The sequence below is a fragment of the Janthinobacterium sp. GW821-FHT03C10 genome, from assembly GCF_059420865.1.
Window position 1 is genome coordinate 281,773 of the sequence record NZ_JBWKUN010000005.1, and the last position, 22,860, is coordinate 304,632.

At 61.7% G+C, this 22,860-nt stretch carries 15 protein-coding genes and 1 tRNA gene; 12 read left to right on the top strand and 4 right to left on the bottom strand.

Annotated features, from left to right (window positions below; translation table 11 throughout):
- Window positions 1-25 precede the first annotated feature (25 nt).
- The 3 genes from AC07VH_RS18365 to AC07VH_RS18375 all read right to left on the bottom strand — a co-directional run bounded on the left by AC07VH_RS18365 (window position 26) and on the right by AC07VH_RS18375 (window position 4,700).
- Complete coding sequence (locus AC07VH_RS18365; RefSeq protein WP_489629253.1) at window positions 26-1,738, bottom strand: cation:proton antiporter domain-containing protein; 1,713 nt, start codon at window positions 1,736-1,738, stop codon at window positions 26-28.
- A gap of 210 nt (window positions 1,739-1,948) precedes the next feature.
- Entirely contained in the window at window positions 1,949-3,070 is a 1,122-nt protein-coding gene (locus AC07VH_RS18370) for a beta-ketoacyl-ACP synthase III (protein ID WP_494787556.1), read from the bottom strand.
- A 187-nt stretch (window positions 3,071-3,257) separates the two neighbouring features.
- Window positions 3,258-4,700 (bottom strand): S41 family peptidase, encoded by a 1,443-nt coding sequence (locus AC07VH_RS18375; RefSeq protein WP_489629251.1) that lies wholly within the window; start codon window positions 4,698-4,700, stop codon window positions 3,258-3,260.
- A 367-nt stretch (window positions 4,701-5,067) separates the two neighbouring features.
- Here AC07VH_RS18375 and AC07VH_RS18380 point away from each other — a divergent pair, with 367 nt between their 5' ends.
- The 3 genes from AC07VH_RS18380 (at window position 5,068) to AC07VH_RS18390 (ending at window position 9,876) form a co-directional block, all read left to right on the top strand.
- Window positions 5,068-5,289, top strand: a complete 222-nt coding sequence (locus AC07VH_RS18380; protein WP_494787555.1) for a hypothetical protein — start codon at window positions 5,068-5,070, stop codon at window positions 5,287-5,289.
- A gap of 205 nt (window positions 5,290-5,494) precedes the next feature.
- A complete protein-coding gene (locus AC07VH_RS18385) occupies window positions 5,495-7,558 on the top strand; it encodes a M13 family metallopeptidase (protein ID WP_475416967.1) in 2,064 nt (687 codons plus the stop codon).
- Window positions 7,559-7,800: 242 nt separating this feature from the next.
- Entirely contained in the window at window positions 7,801-9,876 is a 2,076-nt protein-coding gene (locus AC07VH_RS18390) for a M13 family metallopeptidase (RefSeq protein WP_475416968.1), read from the top strand.
- A gap of 308 nt (window positions 9,877-10,184) precedes the next feature.
- Here the strand turns inward: AC07VH_RS18390 and AC07VH_RS18395 are convergent, their stop codons facing one another.
- Window positions 10,185-10,748, bottom strand: a complete 564-nt coding sequence (locus AC07VH_RS18395; protein ID WP_475418172.1) for a c-type cytochrome — start codon at window positions 10,746-10,748, stop codon at window positions 10,185-10,187.
- Between the two features lie 199 nt (window positions 10,749-10,947).
- Here AC07VH_RS18395 and AC07VH_RS18400 point away from each other — a divergent pair.
- From AC07VH_RS18400 to AC07VH_RS18440, 9 genes are all read left to right on the top strand, one after another.
- Window positions 10,948-11,023, top strand: a tRNA-Arg gene (locus AC07VH_RS18400).
- A 195-nt stretch (window positions 11,024-11,218) separates the two neighbouring features.
- Window positions 11,219-11,683, top strand: a complete 465-nt coding sequence (locus AC07VH_RS18405) for a helix-turn-helix domain-containing protein (RefSeq protein ID WP_083287649.1) — start codon at window positions 11,219-11,221, stop codon at window positions 11,681-11,683.
- Between the two features lie 476 nt (window positions 11,684-12,159).
- Window positions 12,160-14,817: a TonB-dependent receptor gene (locus tag AC07VH_RS18410; protein WP_494787554.1), complete on the top strand. Its 2,658-nt coding sequence runs from the start codon at window positions 12,160-12,162 to the stop codon at window positions 14,815-14,817.
- 109 nt (window positions 14,818-14,926) lie between these two features.
- Window positions 14,927-16,279, top strand: coding sequence for an MFS transporter (locus AC07VH_RS18415; RefSeq protein ID WP_494787553.1), 1,353 nt, complete (start codon window positions 14,927-14,929; stop codon window positions 16,277-16,279).
- 24 nt (window positions 16,280-16,303) lie between these two features.
- Complete coding sequence (locus AC07VH_RS18420; protein ID WP_494787552.1) at window positions 16,304-17,251, top strand: glycoside hydrolase family 43 protein; 948 nt, start codon at window positions 16,304-16,306, stop codon at window positions 17,249-17,251.
- 17 nt (window positions 17,252-17,268) lie between these two features.
- Complete coding sequence (locus tag AC07VH_RS18425) at window positions 17,269-18,339, top strand: aldose epimerase family protein (RefSeq protein ID WP_494787551.1); 1,071 nt, start codon at window positions 17,269-17,271, stop codon at window positions 18,337-18,339.
- 196 nt (window positions 18,340-18,535) lie between these two features.
- Window positions 18,536-20,278: an IlvD/Edd family dehydratase gene (locus AC07VH_RS18430; RefSeq protein WP_493044402.1), complete on the top strand. Its 1,743-nt coding sequence runs from the start codon at window positions 18,536-18,538 to the stop codon at window positions 20,276-20,278.
- Between the two features lie 12 nt (window positions 20,279-20,290).
- Window positions 20,291-21,283, top strand: a complete 993-nt coding sequence (gene araD1 / locus AC07VH_RS18435; protein WP_494787550.1) for an AraD1 family protein — start codon at window positions 20,291-20,293, stop codon at window positions 21,281-21,283.
- Complete coding sequence (locus AC07VH_RS18440) at window positions 21,280-22,857, top strand: aldehyde dehydrogenase (NADP(+)) (RefSeq protein ID WP_494787549.1); 1,578 nt, start codon at window positions 21,280-21,282, stop codon at window positions 22,855-22,857. The genes araD1 and AC07VH_RS18440 overlap by 4 nt, the downstream gene beginning before the upstream one ends.
- Window positions 22,858-22,860: the final 3 nt, after the last annotated feature.

Genomic DNA, 22,860 nt, shown 5'->3' on the forward strand with positions numbered 1-22,860 from the left:
GGATGAAACGGATGCTGGCGCTGGCTTAGTGTCCGCCATGCCCCTTCTTCGCCGTCTCAAAACTCTGCAGCACGTGCTCGGCCATGCCATTCGCCAGTTCGTGCTCGCCGATGAACACCTTGCCCGCGTTTTCCGCGCGCAGCAATTCCGCCTCTTCCTCGCTGTGCGTGCGCACCACCGTCAGGATGTGCGGGTTCAGCGCGCGCGCCGTCTCGATCATGGCGCGCACGTGGAAGGTGTCCGGCGTGGCGATGACGAGCATGGTGGCGTGCGTGATGTGCGCCTGGATCAGCACGGCCGGCTCGCCCGCATTGCCGGCCACGGCCGGGATGCCCTGCTTGCGCAGCTGGTCGACGATTTCGCGGTTTTCCTCGGCCACGACAAAGTGGATGCCCCGTTCCATCAGGGCGGCGGCGATGCGCCGGCCCACGCGGCCATAGCCGACGAGGACGATCTGGCCCGACAGCTTTTCCTGCGGCACCGTCATCGGCAGCTCGGCCAGCGGGTCCGTGGTGCGTTCGAACTTGCGCGCGAAATCGCTGTTGCCGATCACGCGCAGCAGCGGCTTGGCCATGCTGAAGACGAGCGGGTTGAGGGCGATCGACAGGATGGCGCCGGCCAGGATCAGGCTTTGCCCTTCCTGCGGCATCAGGCCCAGCGACAGGCCCAGGGCGGCCAGGATGAACGAGAATTCGCCGATCTGCGCCAGGCTGGCCGAGACGATGATGGCCGTCTTCGGCGGATAGCGCAGGGCCATCACGAGCAGGAAGGCGGCGATCGACTTGCCGAAGATAATGATGGCGCACACGGCCAGCACTTGCAGGGGCTTGTCGATGAGGATGGTCGGCTCGAACAGCATGCCGACGGACACGAAGAACAGCACGGCGAACGCGTCGCGCAGGGGCAGGGACTCTTCCGCTGCCCGGTGACTGAGTTCCGATTCGCGCAGCACCATGCCGGCGAAGAAGGCGCCCAGCGCGAACGACACGCCGAACAGCTTGGTCGAGGCGTAGGCGATGCCGACGGCGGCGGCGATCACGCACAGGGTAAACAGTTCGCGCGAACCGGTGCGCGCCACTTGCCACAGTATCCACGGGAACAGCTTGCGGCCCACGACCAGCATGAAGATGATGAAGCCGGCTACTTGGCCCAGGGTCACGGCGAGGGTTTGCCACAGGCTGACGGCCTCGGCATCGGGCGCGACCTTGCCGCCGAGCACACTGGCGAACGCCGGCAGCAGCACGAGGACCAATACGGTGACGAGGTCTTCCACCACCAGCCAGCCGACGGCGATGCGGCCATTGAGCGAGTCGAGGATGCCCCGTTCTTCCAGCGCGCGCAGCAGCACCACGGTACTGGCCACGGACAGGGCCAGGCCAAAGATCAGGCCGCCGCCGAGGGTCCAGCCCCACCAGTGGGCCAGGCCCATGCCCATCGCCGTGGCGACGCCGATCTGCAGGATGGCGCCGGGCAGCGCAATCTTGCGCACGTCCCACAAATCTTCGATGGAAAAGTGCAGGCCGACACCGAACATCATCAGCATCACCCCGATTTCCGCCAATTGTCCCGCTATTTCCGCATCCGCCACAAAACCGGGCGTGGCCGGTCCGATGATGATGCCGGCGGCCAGATAGCCGACCAGGGCCGGCAGTTTCAGGCGCGCGGCGATGAAGCCGAAGATGAGGCCGAACCCGAGGGCGGCGGCGATGGTGGTGATCAGGCTGATGTCATGGGGCATGCGTGTGGGGTTCCTTATGGGGACGTGCGGATGGAAAAAGATGTTGCTCAGCGACCAAGTATAAACGCATCAAAGCCCCTGCCGGAAAATTTCCTGCGGCTTTATCGCAAAAAACCTGTGCTATATCTTCGTCCAGCAGGAAGCGAACGCCCGCCTATCCATCACGAACATCGCCTAATTCAGGAATCAGGCGATGTTACACCCATGCGCTCAGAGCTTGCGCACGACCACGCAGCCGATGGAATAGCCGGCGCCGAACGAGCAGATGACGCCGGTGCTGCCTGCCGCCATGTCATCCTGATATTTATGGAAGGCGATGATGGAACCGGCCGACGAGGTGTTGGCGTAGGTGTCGAGGATCACGGGCGCTTCATTGGCTTCCGCGTCGCGGCCCAGGATCAGGCGGGCGATCAGCAGGTTCATGTTCAGGTTAGCCTGGTGCAGCCAGTAGCGGCGCACTTGCGCCACTTCCACGCCGGCCTTGGCCAGGGTCGCCTTGATCATCTCGGCCGCCATCGGGCACACTTCCTTGAAAACTTTGCGCCCTTGCTGGCGGAACAATTTGTCGGCCTTGCCCACGCCGGACTCGTCAAAACGGTTGAGGAAGCCGAAATTGTTGCGGATGGCGTTAGAGAAGCGCGTTTTGAGTTCCGTGCCGATGATCTCGAACTGGTGCGTAGAGACGGCCGTGTCTTTCGCTTCCACGATGATGGCCGTGCAGGCGTCGCCGAAAATGAAATGGCTGTCGCGGTCGCGCCAGTTCAGGTGGCCGCTGGTGATTTCGGGATTCAACACCAGCACGGCGCGCGCCTGGCCGCTTTGCACGGCGGCCACGGCTTGCTGGATGCCGAAGGTGGCGGACGAGCATGCCACGTTCATGTCGAAACCATAACCGTCGATGCCGAGCGCATCCTGCACTTCCACAGCCATGGCCGGGTAGGCGCGCTGCATGTTGCTGCAGGCCACCAGCACCATGTCGATGTCGGCCGGCGTGCGGCCCGCGCGCGCCAGGGCGTCTTTGGCGGCGGCGACGGCCATTTCCGCCTGCAGGGACAGTTCGTCATCGCCCCGTTCCGCAATGCGCGAGACCATGCGGGCCGGGTCGAGGATGCCTTCCTTTTCCATCACGAAGCGCGACTTGATGCCGGACGCCTTTTCGATGAAGGCCACGCTCGACAGCTCCAGCGCCGTCACCTCGCCCGCGGCGATCGCGCCGGCGTTGTCGGCATTGAACTTTTCCGCGTAGGCATTGAAGCAGGTGACCAGCTCTTCGTTGGAGATCGAAAAGGGCGGCGTATACAGTCCGGTACCGCTGATGACGACTTGTTTCATGGTTAAACTTTCAAATTTGGCAATCGGCGCGACGCCGATAAGTGAAGCAAATTTTACACAAACGGGCTCGACTGTAGAGAGTTTCGTGCTGCGGGGGCGGGGGAAGTGTGGCGGAAGATTGATTTTTGTCGCGTGGACGGGTGACCGGGGGGCATGGCGCCCCCCTCTGTGCTGCTGGCGCTGCTGCTTACTTCTGCTGTTCTTTCTTGACGTCGGCCTGCACCACCACCGGTTCGGCCTTGGCCAGTTGCACCGGCAAGCCCTTCAGGTGGTTCAGCGCCTGGTGCAATTGAAAATCGTCCTGGCTGCCGAATTCCAGCGGCTTGCGGGTCTTTTCCAGGGCGATGATGCGCAATTGCTCTTCCATCTCGTCGTTGACGGGCGCGGCCTTGGCACTTTCTTGGTCGCGGTCGTTGCTCAGGTGCTTGGTCAGGTCCGCTTCGCGGATGCGCAGGCCGTTCAAGCCGTCGCCGTCTGCATTCTCGTCGACCAGCAGGTCGGGCACGATGCCCTTGGCCTGGATCGAACGGCCGTTCGGCGTGTAGTAGCGGGCCGTCGTCAGCTTGACGGCCGTGTCGGCCGTCAGCTGGCGGATGGTTTGCACGGAACCCTTGCCGAAGGTTTGCGTGCCGATGATGGTGGCGCGCTTGTAGTCCTGCAGGGCGCCGGCGACGATTTCCGAGGCCGAGGCCGAACCCGTGTTGACGAGCACCACCAGCGGCACTTTCTTGATGGCGGCCGGCAATTTCGCCAGCGCGTCGCCTTCCGAGCGGAAGGTATAGTATTCGGCGCGGCCGTAGAACACCTGTTTCGAGTCCGGCAACTGGCCGTTGGTCGAGACGATGGCCGCGTCCTTCGGCAGGAAGGCGGCCGAGACGCCGATGGCGCCCTGCAGCACGCCGCCCGGATCGTTGCGCAGGTCCAGCACCATGCCCTTGATGTTCGGGTCCTGCTTGTATAGCGCCGTGATCTGCGCGGCCATGTCGTCGACGGTCGGTTCCTGGAATTGCGACACGCGCAGCCAGGCGTAGCCGGGTTCGACCATCTTCGCCTTCACGCTCTTTTGATGGATTTCCTCGCGCGTGATGGTGAACGCCAGCGGCTGCGGTTCATCCTTGCGGGCAATGGTCAACGACACCTTGGTGCCCGGTTCGCCGCGCATGCGCTTGACGTTGTCGTCCAGGCTGACGCCTTTCACGGGCTGACCATCCAGACGGGTGATTAAATCGCCGGCCTTGATGCCGGCGCGGTAGGCGGGCGAATCCTCGATGGGCGAGACGATCCTGATGTAGCCGTCTTCGCTCAGGCCGATTTCGATGCCCAGGCCGACGAACTTGCCTTCGGAACCTTCGCGCAGCTCGGCGTAGGCTTTCTTGTCGAGGTAGGCGGAATGGGGGTCGAGCGAGGCGACCATGCCGGCAATGGCGTCTTCCAGCAGTTTCTTGTCTTCCACGGGCTCGACGTAGTCGGACTTGATCAGGCCAAACACGTCGGCCAGCTGGCGCAGCTCTTCCAGCGGCAGGGGCGGCTCGACGGTTTTTTGCGCCATGGCGGAAAATTGCAGCGACACGGCGACGCCGGCCACCACGCCCAGGCCGATCAAGCCGGTATTTTTGAGTTTGCCCATCATTGCACCTTTGCAGCTAGCGTGTCTTGCACAAGCGCCAGTCCCCGTGGAGCGGCGCTTTCCTGAAAGTATAGACCTGAATCTCTGCCGGCGTGGGCCGGCCGTGGAAAAAGCGTGCCTGGGGCCAGTCTACGCGCGAAAACGAGGCTGTCAGCTTGCCATATGTTGCGGTTTTGTATGCGATGTGTAGTTGGTCTTGAGGGGAGTAAGCATTTGTAAGAGTCGAAAAAAAGCGTGTGCGGCGGCCCTATAGTGGACTCGCATTCTCGACCCGAAGTGGTTTTGCCTGCGTCCACGGACGCAGGCTTTTTTTTATCCGCGGGCTCAAGCTCATTTAGACTGGTGCTTCTTCCTTGGCAGCGGATAAAAAATGTTAACTGATTTGCAGGCACGCGCCGCGCTCACAGCGCTGATTGAAAAGTATCTGCAGGGGCGGTATCCCGATGCCGGCCTGCTGATCGACATCGTTCAGGATCCGTCACGGCAAGTGCCGATTCGGGGTGTGCTCGAAGATATCGGACAGTTCAACGACACGCAGTTCACGCACCAGGAGCGGGCGCTGATCGACGACCTGCTGTATCTGTATGGATAAGCTCCAGCCCACGCCTGCTCGCCTGCCTGGACAATGAAAGCCCCTTGAGCCTGGCCGAACTGCGCGGCAATCCCGGGCAGTCCGGGGGGGCCATGATGGTCAAAAGGCATGGCCGCGTGCTACATTCCCGTAGCGCCCGGCGCGGCGGGCTATCCGCCCGCAGCTATCTGCCCGGTCTTTTTGACATGCCCCATAAGGACAATTCGTGAATCGCTATCTCTTAAGCAGTCTGACCCTGACCCTGTTGGCTGCGTTTGCCCATGCCGCCGAACCCGTATCCGCCGTGGCCGCACCGACCGTGGCGCCTGCCGCCGCTGGCGTCGTTTCAGGCATCGACGTGCAGTACATCGACCCCGCCGTGCGCGTGCAGGACGACTTCTTCACCCATTTGAACGGCAAGTGGCTGGCCACGGCCGAGATTCCGGCCGACAAGTCGAGCTGGGGTTCGTTCGCCAAGCTGCGCGACGACACGACGCCACAGTTGCGCGGCATCATCGACGCCACGCAACAGGACAAGAACAAGAAGGCCGGTTCCGAAGCGCAGAAGATTGCCGACCTGTACGCCAGCTACATGGATGAAGCCAAGCTCGAAGCGCTGGGCACGAAGCCGCTGGCCGGCGAACTGAACCGCATCCGCTCGCTGCGCGACAAGAAGGGCGTGCCCGCCCTGATCGCCCACCTCAGCCAGACGGGCGTGTCGACCCCGTACGCCGTCTACGTGGGCCAGGATGCGCGCGCCTCGACCAAATATGCGGCGTATGTGAGCCAAAGCGGCCTGGGCATGCCCGACCGCGACTATTACCTGGAAGCCAAGCAGGCGGGCGTGAAGGAAAAATACCAGGCGCACGTGGAAAAAATGCTGGCCATGGCGGGCGACAAGAACGCCGCCGCCCGCGCCAAGGCGGTCGTTGCCCTGGAAACATCGCTGGCCGAAGTGCAATGGACCAAGGTCGAGAACCGCGACCCCGTGAAACGCTACAACAAGACCGACATCAATAAACTGAACGACCTGACCCCGGGCTACGACCTGAAGTCCGGCCTGGCCGCCCTGGGCATCGCCAACAAGGTCGATTACGTCATCGTCAACCAGCCGAGCTACCTGGCCGGCTACAACAAGGTGCTGGCGTCCGCCGACCTGGATACCCTAAAAGCGTACTTCGAATGGCAGTTGCTGCGCAGCTATGCCAGCTACCTGTCGAAAAACTTCGTCGACGAGAGCTTTGCCTTCTACGGCACGGTACTCAGCGGCGTGACGGAAAACCAGCCGCGCTGGAAGCGTGGCGTGGGCGCCGTCGAAGGCGTGCTGGGCGAAGCCGTCGGTAAGCTGTATGTCGCGCAATATTTCCCGGCCGAGCGCAAGGCGCACATGCAGGAACTGGTGAAGAACGTGCTGGCTGCCTACAAGGACAGCATCGACACCCTGGACTGGATGAGCCCGGAGACCAAGAAGGAAGCGCAAGCCAAGCTGGCCAAGTTCACGCCGAAGATCGCGTATCCGAACAAATGGCGCGATTACACGAAGCTGCAAATCGTCCAGGGCGACCTGGTGGGCAACATGATGCGTGCCGCCAACTTCGGTTCCGCGCGCCAGGTGGCCAAGCTGGGCAAACCGATCGACCGCGAAGAGTGGGGCATGACGCCGCAAACGGTGAACGCCTATTACAGCTCGACGATGAATGAAATCGTCTTCCCCGCCTCCATCCTGCAGCCGCCGTTTTTTGATGCCAACGCGGACGACGCCGTCAACTATGGCGCCATCGGCGCCGTCATCGGCCATGAAATCAGCCACGGCTTCGACGACAAGGGCAGCCAGTCCGATGGCGACGGCAACCTGCGCGACTGGTGGACCCCGGCCGACCGCAAGAACTTCGCGGCCAAGGCCGACGCGCTGACCAAGCAGTACGATGGCTACAGCCCATTGCCGGGCTACCACGTCAACGGTGCGCTGACCCTGGGCGAAAACATCGCCGACAACTCGGGCGTGGCGATTGCCTACAAAGCCTATAAAATCTCGCTGGGCGGCAAGCCGGCGCCCGTGCTGGACGGCTTGACGGGCGACCAGCGCTTCTACATGGGCTTTGGCCAGGTGTGGCGCAGCAAGATGCGCGAAGCGCAGCAGATCGTGCAGATCAAGACCGACCCGCATTCGCCGGGCCAGTACCGCGCGAACGGCACCATGGTCAACCAGCCTGGCTTCTATGAAGCGTTCGGCGTGAAACCGGGCGACAAGATGTATGTCGCGCCGGAAAACCGCGTGATCATCTGGTAAGTGTCATCCGACATACCGATGGCGCTCACCATGTTGTCGGCTTACGCCCTCCGGGCTGAGCCGACCTACGTCATGTAAACGTTATCTTGTCACAACAGAAAGGACCACTTGCGTGGTCTTTTTTGTATTCTTGCCAAAGTTTTTTCTGTCGTTTCGGTCGGTATGCTACAGTCAAAAACCGGGCCAGAAGCCTTGGGCCTTCTGACCCTTATATTTCACACAATACAATATAGAGGACAACCGTGAATCGTTATTTGTTAAGTGCATTGACCCTGAGTTTGCTGGCCGGCGTGTCCGGCATGGCTGGCGCCGCTGATGCGGCCAAGAAAGCTGCTGCCGCTCCCGCCACGGCCGCCGCATCGGCCGCGCTGACCTCCGGCATCGCCATCGAATACGTCGACCCTGCCGTGCGCGCGCAGGACGACCTGTTCCAGCACTTGAATGGCAAATGGCTGGCGGAAACCGTGATTCCTGCTGACAAGTCGAGCTGGGGCAGCTTTGCCAAGCTGGCCGACGATACGCAAACGCAGCTGCGCGGCATCGTCGAAGGCGCTGCCGCCGACAAGGCCCGCGCGGCCGGCTCGAACGCCCAGAAGATCGGCGATTTCTATAACAGCTTCATGGACGAAGCCAAGCTGGAAAGCCTGGGCCTGACGCCCTTGAACGCGGAACTGGCGAAGATCGCCGCGCTGCAGGACAAGGCGGAATTGCCAGCCGTGATCGCCCACTTCAGCAAGCTGGGCGTGACCTCGCCGTACGATTTCGGCATCCACCAGGACGCCAAGGATTCCACCAAATACGTGGCCGACATCGTGCAAAGCGGCCTGGGCTTGCCTGACCGCGATTACTACCTGGAAGAGGGCAAGGCCGACACGCGCGCCAAATACCTGGCCCATGTGGAAAAAATGCTGAGCCTGGCGGGCGATGCGAACGCGGCCGCGAACGCGAAAGCCATCCTCGCGCTGGAAACGGAGCTGGCCAAGGCCCAATGGAGCAATGTGCAGAACCGCGATCCCGTCAAGACCTACAACAAGGTGGAACTGGCGAAACTGGCCAGCGTGGCGCCAGGCTATGACTGGGCCCGCTACCTGAAGGACACGGGCATCGCCGGCAAGGTCAATTATGTGATCGTCAGCCAGCCCAGCTACCTGAAAGGTTTTGCCGAGATCGCCAACAGGACGCCGCTGGAAACGTGGAAAGCATATTTCCAGTGGCACTTGCTGCACGCCAACGCCGGCTACCTGCCGAAAGCGTATGTCGATGAAAACTTCGCCTTCTATGGCACCACCCTGACGGGCGTGACGGAAATGCGTCCGCGCTGGAAACGCGGCGTGGGCGCCGTCGAAGGCGCGCTGGGCGAAGCCGTGGGCCAGCTGTACGTCGAGCAGTATTTCCCGGCCGAGCGCAAGGTGCGCATGGAAGCGCTGGTGAAAAACCTGATGACGGCCTACAAGCAAAGCATCGACAAGCTCGACTGGATGAGTCCTGTCACCAAGAAACAGGCGCAAATCAAGCTGGCCAAGTTCACCACCAAGATCGGCTATCCGAACAAATGGCGCGATTACTCGGGCCTGACGGTGGCGCCCGATGATTTGATCGGCAACATCCAGCGTTCGCACCTGCTCAATTACAACCGCGAATTGAACAAGCTGGGCCAGCCTATCGACCGCGACGAGTGGGGCATGACGCCGCAGACCGTGAACGCCTATTACAACCCGGAACTGAACGAAATCGTCTTCCCGGCCGCCATTTTGCAGGCACCGTTCTTCGACGCCAAGGCGGACGACGCCGTCAACTACGGCGCCATCGGCGGCGTGATCGGCCATGAAATCAGCCACGGTTTCGACGACCAGGGCGCCCAGTACGACGGCGACGGCAATCTGCGCGACTGGTGGACCAAGGCCGACCATAAAAACTTCGCCAAGAAAACCAAGCAGCTGGTGGCGCAGTACAACAGCTTCAGCCCCGTCAAAGGCCACTTCGTCAACGGCGAGCTGACCCTGGGCGAGAACATCGCCGACAATTCCGGCGTGGCGATCGCCTACAAGGCGTATAAATTGTCGCTGAACGGCAAGCAAGCTCCCGTCATCGACGGTTTCACGGGCGAGCAGCGTTTCTATGCGGGCTTTGCCCAGGTATGGCGCATGAAGATGCGTGAAGCGCAGCAACTGGTCTTGTTGAAGACGGACCCGCATTCGCCAGGCCAGTTCCGCGCCAACGGCACCATGCGCAACCAGCCAGGTTTCTATCAAGCCTTTGACGTGAAACCGGGTGACAAGATGTATCTGCCGCCGAAAGACCGCGTCATCATGTGGTAAGACGCTAAGTAATCCTCGGGAAATTAGTGTGAATTTATGACGAATAGAATCGGATGCTATGCAAGGCGCTCACTGCGACGCAGTGCGAGCACTGCTAGCAGCGAGCAAGCCTCGTCGGCCACCTTGCAGAGCGCCGGTTATAGAAGTCAGAAATCACAATAATTTATTGGGGGTTACTTAGTTCAAGGCATAAGTTGCCAGCCGCCCCGCGCAAGCCGGGCGGCTTTTTTACGGCCTGATGTAACGCAAACGTCGGGCCAAAAAAAACCGCCCCTGGGGGCGGTTCCTCGATACGGGTGCTGCGCTGCTTACTTGGCAGGCTCGGCGGCTGGTGCGCTGGCGCCGTCAGCGGCTGCGGCCGGTGCCGGCACTTCCGGTTCCTTGAACTTGCCGCCCGACGCGTTGGCGATATAGACCACGGCGCGCGCCACTTCCACATCGTCGAGGTCGGGATTGCCGCCCTTGGCAGGCATCGCGCGCAAGCCTTCGATGGCGTGTTTCAGGACCGTATCGTAGCCCTGGGCCAGGCGGGCCGACCAGCCGGCCGCGTCGCCAAACTTCGGCGCACCGGCCACGCCGGCGCCATGGCAAGCCACGCAGGTGGCCGTGTAGACGGCTTCGCCGCTTTGCAGCACTTTCGGGCCGCTGGCATCCTTGAAGGTAAAGCCTTCATTGGCCACCGGGCTCAAGCGGGCATCGATGGCTTCGGGCGACTGGCTGTCCGTGCCGGCGCCCGTCAGTTTTTGCGCCGTGACGAACTGCACCAGCAGGATGATGCCGATGACGGTGACGAGGAAGAAGCCCGCTACGGCGGCAAGCAATTGTTTAGGCGTTTTGATCGCTGATTGTTGTTCGTTATGTGCGTCGCTCATGATGTCCTTAGTCCAGATTTGAAACTGATGGCCGTGTAAGGTAGCATTTTTACATGCTTGTATGTAAACCTTTATGAAACCCACAATTATAGGCACAAAAATTGAGCAGTGACATGCAATTGCCAGCGATACGACAGTTTCCGTAGACGTAGGTAAAGAAAAACGGTATCCTTCGCATCACTTCAGAAATTCCCCCTACGCGGCTGTAGCTCAGTGGATAGAGTATTGGCCTCCGAAGCCAAGGGTCGTGGGTTCGATCCCCGCCAGCCGCACCAAGATTTTCCTCATCGTTTGCAGATCATTTCTCCACCATGTCGCAGTTGATGGCGCTGGCTTTCTGTCGGCCTGTATCTGTTCGCCTTGCCATTAAAACGTCGTGCCGTGCTTGTCCCTGCACAAATTGTTATACTATTTTGGTTGCGTTTATTGCGTTTGGTTCGTAAGCTTCCATGGAAAGTAGGGAGGATGCCATGTCGAATGTGCTTGATCGTCTGGACAATAAAGAAGACCTGGAACTGGCGAAGGCGGCGCAGCGCTGCTTGGTGAGTGCGCTTGATCATTCTCGTGCCGTGCAGATTGCTGTTCTGGAAGAGGGCGCGCAGGACTTGGGCGATGCACCCTTGCTGCGTTTGCCGCCGAATGTGTTGCGCCTGTTTGCCGATGTCTTAGGTACCTTGGCCCAAGGTAAGGCCGTGACGGTCATGCCGAAGGAACATGACGTGACGACACAGGAAGCGGCCATGTACCTGAATATGTCACGTCCCTACCTGGTGCGCCTGCTTGAGGCAGGGAAGATTCCTCATCATAAGGTGGGTACGCACAGGCGGCTGCGCTTTGAGGATGTGGTGCAGTACAAGGATGAGCGCAAACGGCGTTCGCAACAGGCCTTGCAGGCCTTGGCAGATCAGGCGCAGGAGCTTGAACTGGGATACTGATGGCTGGATACTACCGTTACACTGCCGTCCTCGATGCCTGTGTGTTGTATCCGGCCCCCTTGCGCGATCTATTGAATCCCTCATATCCGCTACCGAATTGATTGCCACTTACGAAGCGCAAGGTTTGCCGCAGCTGGGCACGTTGCTGCGTTCCGCGGTCGCCTTGCTTTAGCGTCTGCTTCAGCAACCCGGCAATAGCCGCTCCACCGCTCCACCTCCCCTTTAAATACATGCCTCCGCGTCCTGGAGCGTGTACTGCCGTTTTTTTAGGCATGATCACGCCTGAAATGTCCCTGACGCCCCTGCCGTTGTCGGTTTGCAACCTCCAAAGTCACCCAGCCATCGATATCAAAATTGATATCGAAACAGTGGAAAAATTGATTGGAGAGATTATCGCCCAGCCCCTAAGATAAACGCCGAGCATGCGCACGACATGCAAGCAGCACAAAAAATATCAATACAATATCTGGAGATTCATGATGCGCAACGCCACCGGCCCGCTCGCGGCCACTTTCCCTCGTCCATTCATGTTGAAGGCAGCCGTTGCGGCATTGGCCGGTATCGGCTTGCTGAGCACGGCTTCGGTGTGGGCGCAGGAGGCGGTGGCGGCCGATGCCAGTGCCGAGCCTGCGGCGGAAGTGTCGGTCGTGACCGTCAGCGGCGTGCGCCGCTCGGCGCAAAATTCGCAGCAGATTAAGATGCGCTCGGACCAGGTCATCGATTCCATCGTCGCCGACGACATCGGCAAATTCCCCGATAACAACGTGGCCGAGACCCTGGCGCGCATTTCCGGCATCCAGATCCGCCGCGATTCGGGCGAAGCCAGCGCCGTCATGATCCGCGGCTTGCGCGATGTCACGACCCTGCTCAACGGCCGCGAGCTGTTCACCACCACGGGCCGCTATGTCAACTTGGCCGACATTCCCGCCACCATGCTGCAGCGCGTGGACGTGTACAAGTCGCAGGGCGCCGACCAGGTCGAAGGCGGTGTGGCCGGCATCATCGACGTGCGCACCAACCGTCCGTTCGACTTCAAGGAGTTCACGGCCAGCGTGAATACGCGTGCCGTCTACAGCGACAAATCGAAAGCCACGGACCCGAACGTCAGCGGCATGGTGGCGAACCGCTGGAAGACGGGCATCGGCGAGGTGGGCGCGCTGCTGGGCCTGTCGCAGCAGCAACACCGTTACCACGAGGAACGCGCGTTCAATACGGCGCCCGTGGACAAGAGTTATTTTTCGCCCGGCCTGACGGCGCCGGACCAGGTGGGCTTGTTGCCGATCAAGGGCGACCGCCGCCGCACGACCGCCAATGCCGTGCTGCAATGGCGTCCGAACGCCGACGTCGAACTGTACGCCGAGGGCATGGCCACGCGCTTCCTGCTCGATGCCGAGTCCGATTACTTCGTCGGCTTGCCATGGTGGGGCACGCCCGTGTCGGCGACCAGGATTCCCGGCAGCAACCAACTGCAAACCCTGACCTCGACCAACGTCAACACCATCATGTCGACGCAGGCGAACAAGAACCAGACGAAGACGCACCAGTTTGCCGTGGGCGGCTTGTGGGATATCAACCCGGAATGGCGTTTCACGTCGGAAGTGGCCAGCACCAAAAGCACGTTCACATGGCGCAACCCCATCCTCGATGCCATCACGCAGGTGCCGAATGCCACCATCAATACCAACCAGAACGGTACCCTGCACGTCGACTACACGGGCATCGATTTGCAAGACCCGTCGAATTATTATTTGAAGGGCTTTTTCGACCGTTACGGCAAGGACCAGGGCAGCTCGAACGACCTGCGCGCTGACCTGGCGTACACGCCGAGCGCCGGCGGCATCTTCAAGGAAATCAGCGTCGGCGTGCGCGGCGTCAAGCGCGAAGCCGAATCGATCAAGAGTTTCGAGGGCAATGCGGAAGCACCGGACGTGTCCGGCGCCGCGTTTCCGTTCAGCCGCCAGAGCGTGACGTCGATTCCGGGCCTCAATTGCCTGTCGGAATCGATGTCCGGCGGCGGCCCCGACTATGGCTTGAAGCAGTGGTACACGCCGTGCGCCAGCTTCCTGCTCAATAACACGGGCACCGTGCGCCAGGCCGTCACGGGCAGCAGCGCGGCGCGCGCCATGGATCCGGGTTCGTTCTTCAAGGATACGGAAAAGACGTATTCGATCTATACCAAGGCGAAGGTCGCCTTCAAGCTGGGCGCCTACCCCGTCGACGGCACCGTGGGCGTGCGCGTCGTGCGCACGGAGCAAAGCCTGCAGGGCAATACTTCCGAGGATGGCGTGTACACGCCCGTCGTCAGCGACACGGCCAGCACCGACGTGCTGCCGAGCGTGGCCCTGAAAATCAAGCTGCGTTCCGACCTGGTCGGCCGCTTCGCCGCGGGCCGCACCATCAGCCGCCCCGGCTTTTCCCAGCTGAACCCGGGCGTGGCCCTCGTCAACTCGACGGAAACGGTGAAGGCGACGGGCGCGGGCGGCAATCCGAACTTGAAGCCGGTGACGGGCGACAATGTCGATGCCGCGCTGGAATGGTATTTCGCGCCAGCCGGGTCCGTCACGGCTACCGTGTTCCACCACAAGTTCGACGGCTATATCCAGCAACGCATTGCCAGCGAAACCATCGGTGGCAAGACCTACGACGTGGACCGTCCGTACAACACGGCCGCCGGCAAGCTGCAAGGCCTGGAAATCGGCTACCAGCAGTTTTATGACGGCTTGCCCGGCATCCTGAATGGCCTGGGCCTGCAGGCGAACGGCACCTACATGAGCGGCACCACCGACGACGTGACGGGCAGCCATGCCATCACGGGCGTGTCGCGCTATGCCTACAACCTGGTGCTGCTGTACGAAAAAGATGCGTGGTCGGGCCGCCTGGCCTACAACTGGCGCTCGAAATTCATCGACAGCTACAACCAGGGCGGCCCCGGCCTGGACTTGAAAGTGGCGCCGACGGCCCAGCTCGACGGTTCGCTGTCGTACAAGATCAACGAGCAGTTCACGGTGACCCTCGATGGCAATAACTTGCTCGACACCAAGTTCAAGGATTACTGGAACGAGCCGGGCGTGTATGCGCGCGATACGCGGCGTTATGACCGCACCGTCGGCCTGTCTTTACGCTGGAAAATGTAAGTTGATCGCACAGTAAAAAATCAAGGGCGTTGCCATGGTTTCGGCCGGCAGCGCCCGTTTCAGTTGGGCAGTCACGCACGATTCATCATCAAAAGAATGGACGGAAAGCATGGAGACGCAAAAATTATCCACCGTTGAAAAGGTCGGCTTCGGCGCCGGCGACATGGCGCTCAATGTCGTCATCTCGTCGATGATGCTGATCATCACCTTTTTCTATACCGATATCTATGGCTTGAAAACCACGGATCTTGCCCTGCTGTTCGTGGCCGTGAAAGTCATCGGCGCCATCGCCGACCTGGTCATGGGCCAGATCACTGACCGCTACAGCTTTGCCTCGGGCCGCTACCGCCCGTATCTGCTGTGGCTGGCCGTGCCGTACGGCGTCAGCGTGTTTTTTGTGTTCACCACGCCGGAGTGGGGCTATGACGCCAAGCTGATCTGGGCATATTCGACGTATATCCTGATGACCATCATGACGGCGGGTGTCGGCATCCCGTATATTTCCCTGATCAGCGGCTTGACCAGCGACCCGCAGGACCGCCTGTCGGCCAACGGCTACCGTTTGTTCTTCGCCAAGATCGGCGCCTTCATGGTGACCATCGTCGTGCCGATTCTGTCGCAACGCTGGGGCGGCGGCAACCCGGCCGTCGGCTACCAGGCGGCCATGGCCGTGATGGCCGTCATGGGCGTGGCCCTGTTCCTGTTCTGCTATTTTTCCACCACCGAGCGTGTCGTGCACGTGGTGGAAAAGCAATCGCTACTCGACCAATTGAAAGTGCTGCTGCGGAACGACCAGTGGCTGGTGCTGTGCGGCGTGTGCGTCACGGGCACCATCGGCTACGTGGTGCGCGGCTCCGTCGCCATTTATTACGCGAAATACTATCTGGGCGGCAGCACGGAAACCGTGGCCGCCTTTTTGACCACGGGCGTGGTGGCCGCCATCCTGGCCATGATCGCCTCGACCTGGATCACCAAGTTCTACTGCAAGGTAAAACTGTTCCGCTACACGCAGATCGGCGTCGCGCTGATCAGCCTGGCCATCTATTTCTTCGTCAAGCCGAGCGACACCGTGCTGGCTTTCGCCCTGTATTTCCTGCTCTCCTTTGTCGTGGACTTGCATGCGCCCGTGTTCTGGTCGGCCATCGCGGAAACCATCGATTATGGTCAAGTCAAGACGGGCAAGCGCGTCTCCGGCTTCGCCTTTGGCGGCATTTCCGTCTGCCAGAAGGCGGGCATGGCGGTGGCGGGCGGCCTGGTGGGCGTGCTGCTCGCGTATTTCGACTACCAGCCCAACCATGAACAAACGCAATTCGCCCTGAACGGCATCGCCCTGATGCTGTCGGTCATCCCCGGCTTCTTCCACTTGCTGATGGGCTTGCTGATGTTCAAGTACCGCATCAGCGACAGCTATTACACGGGAGTGAAAACCGAAATGCACAAGCGCGGCTACGTGGCTGCGTAAGAATAATTGAATGGAGTAAGCAACATGGCAGACGTCTTGAAACCGCTGATCGAACAGCGCGCCGACCCGCATATCTACCGCCACAGCGACGGCTATTATTACTTTACGGCGTCCGTGCCCCAGTACGACCGCATCGAACTGCGCCGTGCCGCCAGCATCGCCGGCCTGGCCGACGCGCAAACGGTCGACGTGTGGCACAAGCCGGATACGGGGCCGTACAGCGAGCTGGTGTGGGCGCCCGAGCTGCACTTCAACCAGGGCGCCTGGTATGTGTATTTCGCCGCCGCGCCGAGCCGCGAAATCAAGCATAAGCTGTTCCAGCACCGCATGTATGCGATCCGTAACACGAACGCCAACCCGCTCGAAGGCGAATGGGAATTCATGGGACAGATCGACACGGGCATCGACACCTTCTGCCTGGATGCCACCACTTTTACGCACGACGGCGTGCTGTACTACCTGTGGGCGCAGAAGGATGTCGCCATCGAAGGCAATTCGAACCTGTATATCGCGCCGATGGCTACGCCGTGGCAGCTGGCCGGCCCGCCCGTGATGCTGAGCAAGCCGGAATTCGACTGGGAAATCCGCGGCTTCTGGGTCAACGAGGGACCCTCCGTGCTGAAACGCAATGGCAAGATCTTCATCAGCTATTCGGCCAGCGCCACCGATGAAAACTATGCGATGGGCCTGCTGTGGGCTGACGAGTCCGCCGACTTGCTCGACCCGTTCTCGTGGACGAAGTCGCCCGCGCCCGTGTTTGCCACCTGCTACGAGCACGGTATCTACGGCCCCGGCCACAACAGCTTTACCACGGCCGCCGATGGCGACGGCGTATTGCTGGTGTACCATGCCCGTACCTACACGGAAATCGTCGGCGACCCGCTGTGGAACCCGGACCGCCACACGTTTGTCAAACCGCTGCGCTGGGATGCGCAGGGCATGCCCGTGTTTGGCCGCTCATCGACCCTGTAAACCCTGGACCCGACGCCATGACCCCAGTTGATTCTGTTTCAGTGACGCAAGCGCCGTTCGGCGTCCTGCCCGGCGGCGACCACGTCACTGTGTTTACCCTGACGAACCGCCAGGGCATGCAGGTGAAAGTGCTCGACTTTGGCGCCATCATCAGCGAAATCCACGTGCCGGACCGCACTGGTGCCTTTGCCGACGTGGTGCTCGGATTCGAGCGCATCGAGCCGTATCTGCACAACAGCGCTTTCCTGGGCGCCGTCATCGGCCGTTTCGGCAACCGCATCGCCGGGGGACGTTTCAGCCTCGACGGCAAGGATTACCAGCTGGCCGTCAACAACGCACCGAATCACTTGCATGGCGGAAACCAAGGCTATCACCAGGTGATGTGGCAGGCCGAACCGTTCACGAAGGAAGACGCCGTGGGCGTCACGTTCACGCGCAGCAGCCCGCACGGCGAAGACGGCTACCCGGGCAAGCTCGACGTCACGCTGACCTATGAGCTGGACAACGATAATGCGCTGAGCCTGCGCTACCATGCCATCACGGACCTGGCCACGCCCGTCAACCTGACCAACCACAGCTATTTCAACCTGGCAGGGCAGGGCCATATCCTTGGCCACGAAGTGTCCATCAATGCGGACCGCTATCTGCCCGTCGATGCGGGTTCGATTCCCACGGGCGAGCTGGCGGACGTCACCGGCACGCCATTCGACTTGCGCCAGAGCACGGTCATCGGCAGCAGCATTGACTTGCCGCACGAGCAAATCCGCATCGGCCGCGGCTACGACCATAACTTTGTGCTGAATCAACAACCCGGTCAGCTGCTGAACCTGGCGGCCACCGTGCGCGATCCGCAATCGGGCCGGGTGATGCAGGTGTACACGCAGGAACCGGGCATCCAGTTTTATTCCGGCAATTTCCTCGACAGCAGCCAGTACGGCAAGCTGCGCGCCATCAGCTACCGCAGCGCGCTGTGCCTGGAAACCCAGCATTTCCCCGATGCGCCGAACCAGGCGCATTTCCCGAACACCATCTTGCGCCCGGGCGAGGAATACCGGACGGAAACCGTCTACCGGTTTTCCGTAGAGTAATCGTCTAACCCCAATACCTCCACGCCCTGCCGCCACGCGCCCGCAGGGCGTTTTCATTGGTGCATGCCGATATCGTTTTCGATATCGGAACGCATTAAAAATTGATTGGAAAGGCATGGCAGGATTCTTTAGTATTCCAACATCGCTGCCCGGGCCGACGACCTTAGATCCGGCATGGCACAACCAGGAGAATGGCATGTCTGAGACAAAAAAGAAGGTGGCCCTGCGCTCGGCCGAGTGGTTCGGCTCGCAGGACAAGAACGGCTTCATGTACCGCAGCTGGATGAAAAACCAGGGCATACCTGACCACGAATTTCACGGCAAGCCCATCATCGGCATCTGCAATACCTGGTCCGAACTGACCCCCTGCAACGCGCATTTCCGCCAGCTGGCCGAACACGTCAAGCGCGGCATCTTGGAAGCGGGTGGTTTCCCCGTGGAATTCCCTGTCTTCTCGAACGGCGAATCGAATCTGCGCCCGACGGCCATGCTGACGCGCAACCTGGCCTCGATGGACGTGGAAGAGTCGATCCGCGGCAATCCGATGGACGCCGTCGTGCTGCTGGTCGGCTGCGACAAGACGACACCGGCGCTGCTGATGGGCGCGGCCAGCGTCGACATCCCCACCATCGTCGTCAGCGGCGGCCCCATGCTGAACGGCAAGCTCAATGGCAAGGACATCGGTTCCGGCACGGCCGTATGGCAGTTGCACGAGCAGATGAAGGCGGGATCGATCACCCTGCACCAGTTCATGTCGGCCGAATCGGGCATGTCGCGCTCGGCCGGTACCTGCAACACCATGGGTACGGCCTCGACGATGGCCAGCATGGCCGAAGCGCTGGGCACGTCCCTGCCGCACAACGCGGCCATCCCCGCCGTCGATTCGCGCCGCTACGTGCTGGCCCACATGTCGGGCATCCGCATCGTTGAAATGGTGCACGAAGACCTGCGCCTGTCGAAAGTGCTGACGCGCGAGGCGTTTGAAAACGCCATCAAGGTCAACGCGGCCATCGGCGGCTCGACCAATGCCGTGATCCATTTGAAAGCGATTGCCGGGCGCATCGGCGTGCCTTTGGAGCTGGAAGACTGGACCAAGACGGGCCGCGGCACGCCGACCATCGTCGACCTGCTGCCGTCGGGCCGGTTCCTGATGGAAGAGTTTTACTACGCGGGCGGCTTGCCGGCCGTGATACGCCGCCTGGGCGAGGGCGATTTGCTGCCGCACAAGAATGCCTTGACCGTCAACGGCAAGTCGATCTGGGACAACTGCGTCGAAGCGCCGATCTACAACGATGAAGTGGTGCGCACCCTGGACAACCCGCTGCTGGCCGATGGCGGCATCTGCGTGCTGCGCGGCAACCTGGCGCCACGCGGCGCCGTGCTGAAACCGTCGGCCGCCTCGCCGCATCTGATGCAGCACCGGGGCAAGGCCGTTGTCTTCGAGGATTTCGAACATTACAAAGCGCGCATCCTTGATCCGGATCTCGATGTCGATGCTAATTCCGTGCTGGTGATGAAAAATTGCGGCCCGAAAGGCTATCCGGGCATGGCCGAAGTGGGCAACATGGGCTTGCCGCCGAAACTGCTGGCGCAAGGCATTACCGACATGGTGCGCATCTCGGACGCGCGCATGAGCGGCACCGCCTACGGCACCGTCGTGCTGCACGTGGCGCCGGAAGCCATGGCCGGCGGCCCGCTGGGCATTGTGCGCGATGGCGACATGATCGCCCTCGATTGCCACGCCGGCAGCCTGAACATCGACATCAGCGACGCGGAAATCGCCGAGCGCCTGGCGAAGCGCGAACTGGGCAGTGCGCCCGGACCGAAGAGCGGCTACCAGCAGCTGTACATCGAACACGTGTTGCAGGCCGACGAAGGCTGCGATTTCGACTTCCTGGTCGGCAATCGCGGTTCCGCCGTGCCGCGCCACTCACATTAAGCGGAGACCATTATGCTGTTGCTGCAATTTACGAATGAAAACGGCGGCCGCCTCGTCGGCCTGCTGCAAGACGACGTCATCCGCGTCATCGAAGGCTACAACACGACGTATGCGCTGGCGCAAGACGCCATCCGCAAGCGTATCAATCTGGCGGAACTGGTCAATGCCAGCGTCGGCAATACCACGCATGCGTATGCGGACGTGGCCGCCAGCGGCCGCCTGCTGGCGCCGCTCGACCATGCGGACGAGGCGCACTGCTACGTGACGGGCACGGGCCTGACCCATCTGGGCAGCGCCGGCGCGCGCGACGCCATGCACAAGAAGATCGGCGGCGACGCTGATTCCTTGAGCGACTCCATGAAAATGTTCCGCCTGGGCGTGGAAGGCGGCAAGCCCGCTGACGGCACGGCTGGCGCCCAGCCCGAGTGGTTCTATAAAGGCGACGGCTCCATCGTGCGCGCTGGCGGCCAGCCCCTGCGCATGCCGGACTTTGCCCTCGACGGCGGCGAAGAGCCGGAAATCGCCGGCCTGTACGTGATCGGCGACGACGGCCAGCCTTACCGGGTCGGCTACGCCATCGGCAATGAATTCTCGGATCACGTGACGGAACGCCAGAACTATCTGTACTTGGCCCACTCGAAGCTGCGCGTCTGCAGCGTGGGCCCGGCCCTGCTGGTGGGCGAATTGCCCGCGCATATAGCCGGCGCCTCGCGCGTGCTCGACGCGGCCGGCAAGGTGCGCTGGGAAAAGGCGTTCGTCAGCGGCGAAGACAATATGTCGCACACGATTGCCAACCTGGAACACCATCACTTCAAGTATCCGCTGTTCAAGCGCCCTGGCGACGTGCACGTGCATTTCTTCGGCACGGCCACCTTGAGCTTTGCCGATGGCGTGAGCGTGGCGCCGGGCGACACCTTTGAAATCGAGGCGCCGGCCTTTGGCCCCGCCCTGCGCAACCGCCTCGACCTCTTCCCAACCGAATTTGCGAAAGTGAGCACATTATGAGTTTCAATATCACCGGTGAGGCATTGATCGGCGGCGTCGCCGTCAAGGGCAATGGCGGCTCCTTCGAAGCGTGGGATCCGGCCGCGCGCGCGCACATCGCGCCCGCCTTCCACATGGTTGACGTGGCGCAAATCGACGAGGCTTGCCGTCTGGCGCAAGCCGCCTTCGACCCGTTTCGCGCCACCAGCGATGCCGAGCGCGCCGATTTCCTCGACACCATCGCCGCGCAAATCGGCGAACTGGGCGATGACTTGATCGTGCGCGCCATGACGGAAAGCGGCTTGCCGCGCGCGCGCCTGGAAGGTGAACGCGGCCGCACCGTCGGTCAATTAAAACTGTTCGCCGGCTTGCTGCGCGAAGGATCGTGGACCGATGCGCGCATCGATTCGGCCTTGCCCGACCGCGTGCCGCCGCGTCCTGACTTGCGTTTGCGCATGATCGGCCTGGGCCCCGTCGCCGTGTTTGCGGCCAGTAACTTCCCGCTGGCCTTCTCCGTCGCCGGCGGCGATACGGCCTCGGCCCTGGCTGCCGGCTGCCCCGTCGTGCTGAAAGCCCACTCGGCCCATCCGGGCACGTCCGAGCTGGTGGCGCGCGCCATCGTCAAGGCGATTGCCCTCTGCCAGCTGCCGGCGGGCGTGTTCGCCCTGCTGACGGGCACGGGCAACGGTATCGGCCAGGCGCTGGTCGCGCATCCGGCCATCCAGGCTGTCGGTTTTACGGGTTCGCGTTCGGGCGGTATCGCCCTGATGAAGGTGGCGGCGGAACGTCCGCAGCCGATCCCCGTGTATGCGGAAATGAGCAGCATCAACCCCGTGTTCGTGCTGCCGCAAGCCCTGGCTGCCCGTGGCGCGGCGATCGCCAGTGGTTTTGCCGCCTCGCTGACGATGGGCGTGGGCCAGTTCTGCACCAATCCCGGCCTCGTGCTGGGCCTGGAAGGCCCTGACTTCACGGCGTTTGCCGCCGCTGCCGCCGAAGCGCTGGCGCCGGCCCCGGCCGCCACCATGTTGACGGCCGGTATCGCCAGCAGCTATGCCAAGGGCGTCGCCGCGCTGGCGCAGCACGCCGACGTGACGCCGCTGGTGCAAAACACGGGCGAGGAAGGCAAGGGCGCCGCCGCCCTGTTCGTCACCTCGGGCGAGGCCTTCCTGGCCAAGCACGATTTGCGTGATGAAGTGTTCGGCCCGGCTTCCTTGCTGGTGGCGTGCCGCGACATCGAGCAATTGCTGGCGATCACGGAAAGCCTGGAAGGCCAGCTGACGGCCACCCTGCAGATGGATGCGGGCGACCTGGAAGACGCGCGCCGTTTGCTGCCCGTGCTGGAACGCCGCGTGGGCCGCATCCTGGCCAACGGTTTCCCGACGGGTGTGGAAGTGTCGACGGCGATGGTGCACGGCGGCCCGTTCCCGGCCACGTCGGACGGCCGCAGCACCTCCGTGGGCACGGCGGCCATCAACCGCTTCCTGCGCCCTGTGTCCTACCAGAACCTGCTGCAGGACTTGCTGCCGGAGTCGCTGCGCGATGATAATCCGCTCAGTATCTGGCGTCGTCACGATGGCGTGCTGGGCAAACTTTAATCA

Coding starts and splice junctions, on each gene's coding strand:
- AC07VH_RS18365 (WP_489629253.1), bottom strand. CDS start 1,738: ATGCCCCATGACATCAGCCTGATCACCACCATCGCCGCCGCCCTCGGG.
- AC07VH_RS18410 (WP_494787554.1), top strand. CDS start 12,160: ATGATGCGCAACGCCACCGGCCCGCTCGCGGCCACTTTCCCTCGTCCA.
- araD1 (WP_494787550.1), top strand. CDS start 20,291: ATGCTGTTGCTGCAATTTACGAATGAAAACGGCGGCCGCCTCGTCGGC.
- AC07VH_RS18380 (WP_494787555.1), top strand. CDS start 5,068: ATGTTAACTGATTTGCAGGCACGCGCCGCGCTCACAGCGCTGATTGAA.
- AC07VH_RS18375 (WP_489629251.1), bottom strand. CDS start 4,700: ATGATGGGCAAACTCAAAAATACCGGCTTGATCGGCCTGGGCGTGGTG.
- AC07VH_RS18395 (WP_475418172.1), bottom strand. CDS start 10,748: ATGAGCGACGCACATAACGAACAACAATCAGCGATCAAAACGCCTAAA.
- AC07VH_RS18425 (WP_494787551.1), top strand. CDS start 17,269: ATGACCCCAGTTGATTCTGTTTCAGTGACGCAAGCGCCGTTCGGCGTC.
- AC07VH_RS18430 (WP_493044402.1), top strand. CDS start 18,536: ATGTCTGAGACAAAAAAGAAGGTGGCCCTGCGCTCGGCCGAGTGGTTC.
- AC07VH_RS18370 (WP_494787556.1), bottom strand. CDS start 3,070: ATGAAACAAGTCGTCATCAGCGGTACCGGACTGTATACGCCGCCCTTT.
- AC07VH_RS18440 (WP_494787549.1), top strand. CDS start 21,280: ATGAGTTTCAATATCACCGGTGAGGCATTGATCGGCGGCGTCGCCGTC.
- AC07VH_RS18420 (WP_494787552.1), top strand. CDS start 16,304: ATGGCAGACGTCTTGAAACCGCTGATCGAACAGCGCGCCGACCCGCAT.
- AC07VH_RS18405 (WP_083287649.1), top strand. CDS start 11,219: ATGTCGAATGTGCTTGATCGTCTGGACAATAAAGAAGACCTGGAACTG.
- AC07VH_RS18415 (WP_494787553.1), top strand. CDS start 14,927: ATGGAGACGCAAAAATTATCCACCGTTGAAAAGGTCGGCTTCGGCGCC.